Consider the following 476-nt stretch of genomic DNA (forward strand, 5'->3'; position numbering starts at 1 on the left):
ATCTCGCTTCTGTCGGCTGTCGTCCTCGGCGGTATCTGGACTGGGTTCGTCCCCACGGAGCCGGTTCCGGCGCTCGGGTGGGCGGCCGTCATCGTCGGAGTGTTCCTCGCTTCCTCCATCGCACAGGTGATACAGAGTCGGCGGTACCGCCTCGGCGACATCGACGAACCGCCGTGAGCGCCTCGTGACCGCGGTACCGAACGTCCCGGACATGAGCCGGGCTACCCCCTCGCGAAAGCTGGACCGCACTGTCGCCGAACGAAACCACTGACTCAGAAGTCGAACTCTTGGAACTCGTCCATCGTCATGTCGGCGTAGTTGACGAGCCAGTCGCTCGCGGGCGAGTCTGGTTGGACGTACAAATACGCGAACTCGCCGTCGAGGACCGTACACACCCCGAGCTGCTCGTCTTTGATGACGCGTTTGTTCGTGTCTATCGCGACGTCGACTAACCCCTCTAAGTCGTCGACGAGGAT

1 protein-coding gene is annotated in these 476 nt (G+C 62.4%); it reads right to left on the reverse strand.

The window, feature by feature from the left end; translation table 11 throughout:
* Window positions 1-272 precede the first annotated feature (272 nt).
* Window positions 273-476: DUF5305 family protein (locus EXE45_RS20015; RefSeq protein ID WP_241989535.1), on the reverse strand; the 204-nt coding region annotated here is incomplete at its 5' end.

The sequence above is a fragment of the Halorubrum sp. SP9 genome (genome assembly GCF_005435015.1).
GTDB classification, from domain to species: Archaea; Halobacteriota; Halobacteria; order Halobacteriales; family Haloferacaceae; genus Halorubrum; species Halorubrum sodomense.